6 protein-coding genes are annotated in these 5,983 nt (G+C 48.6%); all 6 read left to right on the forward strand.

The window, feature by feature from the left end; translation table 11 throughout:
* On the forward strand, positions 1 to 1,296 hold a 1,296-nt coding region (locus AC1YY3_RS12570; protein WP_482194547.1), incomplete at its 5' end, for an RCC1 domain-containing protein.
* Between the two features lie 33 nt (positions 1,297 to 1,329).
* Positions 1,330 to 2,463 carry an RCC1 domain-containing protein gene (locus AC1YY3_RS12575; RefSeq protein ID WP_482194548.1) on the forward strand — a complete coding sequence of 378 codons (1,134 nt, stop codon included), beginning with the start codon at positions 1,330 to 1,332 and terminating at the stop codon, positions 2,461 to 2,463.
* Positions 2,460 to 4,232, forward strand: coding sequence for a sulfotransferase family protein (locus AC1YY3_RS12580; protein ID WP_482194549.1), 1,773 nt, complete (start codon positions 2,460 to 2,462; stop codon positions 4,230 to 4,232). Before AC1YY3_RS12575 ends, AC1YY3_RS12580 begins: the two co-directional genes overlap by 4 nt.
* Entirely contained in the window at positions 4,229 to 5,437 is a 1,209-nt protein-coding gene (locus AC1YY3_RS12585) for an RCC1 domain-containing protein (protein ID WP_482194550.1), read from the forward strand. The genes AC1YY3_RS12580 and AC1YY3_RS12585 overlap by 4 nt, the downstream gene beginning before the upstream one ends.
* Before the next feature lie 19 nt (positions 5,438 to 5,456).
* Entirely contained in the window at positions 5,457 to 5,840 is a 384-nt protein-coding gene (locus AC1YY3_RS12590) for a hypothetical protein (RefSeq protein WP_482194551.1), read from the forward strand.
* Between the two features lie 11 nt (positions 5,841 to 5,851).
* Positions 5,852 to 5,983, forward strand: a 132-nt coding sequence (locus AC1YY3_RS12595) for a hypothetical protein (RefSeq protein WP_482194552.1), incomplete at its 3' end; no start/stop codon positions are given.

Here is a 5,983-nt window from a genome sequence, read left to right on the forward strand (position 1 = left end):
AGCCTAGCCGTTACGTTCACTGCGCCCTCTGGTACAGTCACGGGCTACATGGCTACCGCAAAGAAAACATCCGACAGCACAACTACCAGCACATCAGGTTCATCCTCACCCATCACAGTCACAGGACTGACCACAGGCGCACCCTACACAGTTTGTGTCGCAGCACTAAACACCTACGGAAACAGCCTAATGAGCGCAGCAAGTAACAGCGCAACGCCTAGTGGCTTCCAGTTGTGGAGTTGGGGGGATGGCGGAGACGGGCAACTTGGTCTTGGCAACACTACAGACTACTCTAGCCCGAAACAAGTGGGAGCTTTAACCACTTGGTTACGTGGCTCTGCTGGAAGTCAGGATTCTATTTTAATTAAAACAGATGGTACTTTATGGGCTTGGGGTAATAATGGTTCTGGAAGATTAGGTCTAGGAGACACAACCTCCCGCTCAAGTCCTGTTCAGGTAGGCGCACTAACTACTTGGCTAACTGTTGCTTGTGGTGGTTACCATTCTCTCGCCATCAAAACTGATGGTACTCTCTGGACATGGGGGGCTGGGGGTAGCGGCAGACTAGGCTTAGGTAACACCACTAACTATTCATCCCCAAAACAAGTAGGCGCTCTTACCACTTGGCTTAGACTCGCTTGCGGCACTTACAGTTCCTATGCCATAAAAACTGATGGTACGCTTTGGTCGTGGGGGCACAATAATAATGGCGCACTTGGGCTAAATACGGCAGCAATATATCATAAATCATCCCCCACTCAAATAGGCTCTTTAACCACGTGGTTAACTGTTACTGGCGGGTATTTGAATGCTGTTGCAACAAAAACAGATGGTACTTTGTGGTCTTGGGGACGTAACAACTTTGGTCAACTAGGTCTAGGCAACACTACAGACTACTCTAGCCCCAAACAAGTTGGGGCATTAACTACGTGGTCGAGTATTTCTGCTGGTTGTTTTTCTTTCCATGTCCTTGCCACTAAATCAGACGGCTCGCTTTGGACTTGGGGATATAATGCGCAAGGACAACTAGGTCTAGGTAATATTACATACTACTCCTCACCAAAACAAATCGGTGCATTAACTACTTGGCTTAGTATCGCAGGTGGTGGTTACCATTCTCTCGCCATCAAAACCGATGGAACTCTCTGGTCTTGGGGTAGGAACAGTGCGGGTCAGTTGGGGACAAATACGTTGATTATACTAAACACCTCTTCGCCTGTACAAGTCGGGTCACTAGCCACTTGGACAACCATTTCTGCTGGTAGTGCGTTCTCCCTCGCCATCAAGACCTCATAACCATGCCAACTAATCATACAACGGGGAACAACAATGGCGAACTATAGCGGAGTTTGGAGCTTGGAAGCCCAACTACAGGCAGTCGCAGCGGGGAACTGGACTGGGCAGCCTGCACCTCAGTTGTGGAGTTGGGGTAATAACGCCTATGGTCAGCTAGGTCTCGGCAACACCACCAACCGCAGTAGCCCTAATCAAGTCGGTGCATTAACTACATGGTTATCTATTGCGTGTGGGTTGTACAGCGGGCTAGCCATCAAAAACGATGGCACACTCTGGACTTGGGGTCAGAATAACTTTGGTCAACTCGGTCTAGGAAACGTCACCTATTATTCTAGCCCTAAACAAGTTGGCGCACTCACTACGTGGTTAACTTCCAACGGTGGGGAGAACTTTACAACAACCCTTAAGACTGACGGAACTCTCTGGTCTTGGGGTCGGAACAACTACGGACAACTAGGTCTTGGCAACATCACCAACTACTCATCACCTAAACAAGTGGGTGCGTTGACTACTTGGCTAACTATTGCTTGTGGCCGCTACGCCGTCTTTGCCGTCAAAACAGACGGCACTCTATGGAGTTGGGGGCGTAATAACTTCGGCAATCTCGGGCTAGGTGATACAACCAACCGTTCAAGTCCAAATCAAGTTGGTGCATTAACTACGTGGTTAAACGTCAAAAGCGGCGATGCTTTTACCATAGCTACAAAAACCGATGGAACACTATGGTCTTGGGGGTATAACGTCTTTGGTCAACTAGGTCTCGGTAACACCACTTATTACTCATCCCCTAAACAAGTGGGCGCATTGACTAATTGGTCAAATATTTCAACTGGCGCCCATTCTGCTATCACCACCAAAACAGACGGTACGCTCTGGAGCTGGGGCAGAAATTCTCAAGGTTCGCTAGGTCTCGGCAACACTACCGACTACTCATCCCCCAAACAAGTGGGGGCTTTAACTACGTGGTTAAAAGTTGCAGCTTCGCGTTATCACTGTCTCGTCACCAAAACCGATAGTACTCTTTGGTCATGGGGGTTTAACAATGAAGGACAACTAGGTTTGGGTGATATTGCAAATCGGTCAAGCCCCAATCAAGTTGGGGCGTTGACTACGTGGCTAAGTGCCGCAGGTGGTAAATATTTCAGTATGGCCGCTAAAACACTATGAAAAAACAATTACACTTTTTGAGCGGTATCCCTAGGTCTGGAAGCACTGTCCTCGCGGCTATCCTTAACCAAAACCCACAGACCCACGTGTCAACAACGTCTGGGCTGGTACATGCTTTGGATGGCTTGGCGAATACTTGGCACAGCGCTGGCTTACTCAACGAAAACGATAAAGACCGCTCTAAACTCGCACAGACGATGCGCGGCATGATTGATGCTTTCTACGAGGACACCGATAAGCCTGTCGTCATAGACAAATCACGTGGTTGGCCGATTGCCCAAATTATGGGCGCTATGGAGCAAGTCTTAGACAGACAACCTAAAATCATTGCCACCGTGCGTTCTGTGCCTGATTGTGCTGCTTCATTTGTGCGTATCGCTAAACCAGACGACTTAGATAAGTTTATGGCAACAGGTCAACTCATGGACCACCTACGTGCCGCCTACATCTCGCTCCAAAATGGTTACTTGGCTGCACCTGAGAACTTCTTATTTGTTGAGTACGAGGACTTGATAGCCGACCCAAAAGCACAGTTAGCGCGTATCCACGCCTTCCTAGAGTTACCTGACTTTGACTATGACTTTAACAACATAGACGGCAGCTCAGTGGCAGAGGATGACGAACAACTACACGGCACGGCAGGGATGCACAATGTCGCGCCCGTCTTAGCTAAACAGCATAGCGAAGCACCAAGAGACGTCTTGAAACACCACTACACCTCATTCTGTCAACCTGAGTTTTGGCTAGACACACCACGCACCATGCCAGAATTGCACGACTTAGATTTACAACTAGCCGCCTCAACAACAGGTGACTTTGCTGAGGGCTGGCGTATCGCGCAGAAACTAGAGCTTGACGAACCCAGTAATGACCGTGCCGCCTACAATCGTGGCTGGTACTACTTACGGCAAGGGCAGATACAAAAGGGCTATCAACTGATGGACAGAGGTCGCCTTGCTGGCGTGTTTGGTAATAAAGCACCCGATGTACCAACTCCACAGTGGGACGGTAAGTCTAAGGGCGTAGTCATGTTATACCTAGAAGGTGGGCTGGGCGACCAGATACATCAAGTCCGTTACGCTAAACTCATTGCCGACAAGGGCTGTAAGGTCATCGTGGCCTGTACTGGGCAGCTAGCGTCCCTATTCGTAGGGGTTGAAGGGGTGAGTGCCATCATACAACATGAAGCCTCATTCGGTATTTACCATGACTTTTATGTACAAGGCATGAGTGCGGTAGTCCCGTTAGGGTTAGAACTAGAAGACTTATCAGGCGCACCTTACATTGCCAAACCTAAAACCATCAAGGCTAATCGTAAACGGATTGGGTTAAGATGGAGTGGAAATAAAGTCTTTGAGGCGGAGCATAGAAAACTGTTTCCAGCGGAGTTACTATTCGCTGCAGTTAAAGACGTGGATGCAGAGTTTATATCGCTCCAAAGAGACGCAGACCTTGATAAGAAACCGCACTGGGTGAAAGATGTGCCCTTGAACACGTGGGAAGACACCCGCCAAGCAATAGCCTCATGCGACCTCATCATAACGTCATGCACAAGCATCGCACATTTGGCAGGAGCTATAGGCGTTGATTGCTGGGTTATCACACCGATTATGCCATACTTCACTTGGGCGCTAGACGGCATGACAACACCCTATTACGATTCAGTTAAATTGTACAGACAAGAAGTATTCGGTGATTGGTCAGCACCTTTTAGCCATATCGCAGCAAGACTGGCTGAGAAACCGAAGGCAATCAGGAGTGTAAAATGAGTCAAACTTGGCCAGGCGGGATAATCAGTAAGACACCACCCACCGTAACGCCCCCTGTTGGTGGGGAAGGCGGTAGTGCGCCAGGTGTATGGACACTCGACCAAGCGATGGGCTACGAGAAACTAGGACAATGGCCTAAGCCCTTAATACCGAAGGAGTTGTGGTCATGGGGGTTTAATGGTAGTGGCCGACTAGGTATAGGTAATTCTACTGACTACTCAAGTCCTAAACAGGTGGGAGCATTAACTACTTGGTTAAGTATTGATTCAGGCTCTAATTTCTCAGCGTCAATAAAAACCGACGGTACTCTATGGATGTGGGGTAGTGGTGCTTTCGGACAACTAGGCTTAGGCAACACTACTAACTACTCATCCCCTAAACAAGTCGGTGCTCTTACTACGTGGCTAACGATTAAAGGTGGTTCTGGCAGCTCCCTCGCCATCAAAACAGACGGTACACTTTGGTCTTGGGGTAGTAACAACAATGGTCAACTCGGTCTTGGCAACACTACCTACTACTCCAGCCCTAAACAAGTCGGTGCTTTGACGACTTGGAGCAAAATCTCAAGTGGCACTACTTTCACCACTACCATAAAAACAGATGGTACTCTGTGGACATGGGGGTATAACGCACAGGGTCAACTAGGTCTCGGCAACACCACCTATTACTCCAGCCCTAAACAAGTAGGTGCATTAACAACATGGTCTAAAATTGCAGGCGGTAGCGCCTTCACCATCGCCATTAAAACCAATGGTACTCTTTGGACTTGGGGGAGTAATGGTTTTGGCAATCTCGGTCTAGGCAACATCACCTATTATTCGTCCCCGAAACAAGTTGGCGCTTTAACCACGTGGTCAAGTGCTTCTGGTGGGCTTTATTTTTCCGCTGCAATAAAAACAGATGGTACTCTGTGGACATGGGGGTATAACGTCTACGGACAACTCGGTCTCGGCAACACAACCTACTACTCCAGCCCTAAACAAGTAGGGGCATTAACTACGTGGGTAACTATTAGTTGTGGGCAATTTTATTCCCTTGCTATCAAAACAGACGGTACATTATGGACTTGGGGTCGTAACGATGCGGGCCAATCAGGCTTAGGCAACACTACTTACTACTCCAGCCCTAAACAAGTCGGAGCGTTGACTACTTGGCTTAAGATTGCTAGTGGTCAGGACTGGACAATTGCCATCAAACGTACATAATTTTTAAAGGAGAAACACAATGTTATACGTTCAAGTTGTTAATAATGAAGTAGTGAAGTGCTGGGACACTCAACCACCCGCAGGTGAGTCTGGTTGGCACTCAGCGGTTGAAGTTAGACCTGAAATCACACCACACCGTCAAGGCTACACAGCCCACGCGTTTGACCTGACCACAGACCCAGTAGGGATTGTGTATGGCACTTACGATATTGATGTGGAAGACCGCAAGAACGGCATGAAAGCGAATGCCTCGATGGGCTATCAGCGTGCTTTTCAAGAGCAGATGTATGACCCTGCTAAGTACGACCCCACCGCGCTCAACGCAGCTCAGGACGCGGTAGCACCAGCAATAGCAGCGATTGAAGCGGCAAGTTCGCACGATGAGCTGGACGCGTTAATGTGAAACTCTTAATTATGGGCTTGCCAAATGCGGGTAAAACCACATTAGCAACAGCCCTAGCAAAACGCTTAGAGGCAGTACATTACAACGCAGATGACGTAAGGAAGATGCACAATGACTGGGACTTCTCAGCAGAAGGCAGATTA

Source organism: Methyloglobulus sp. (genome assembly GCF_964779595.1).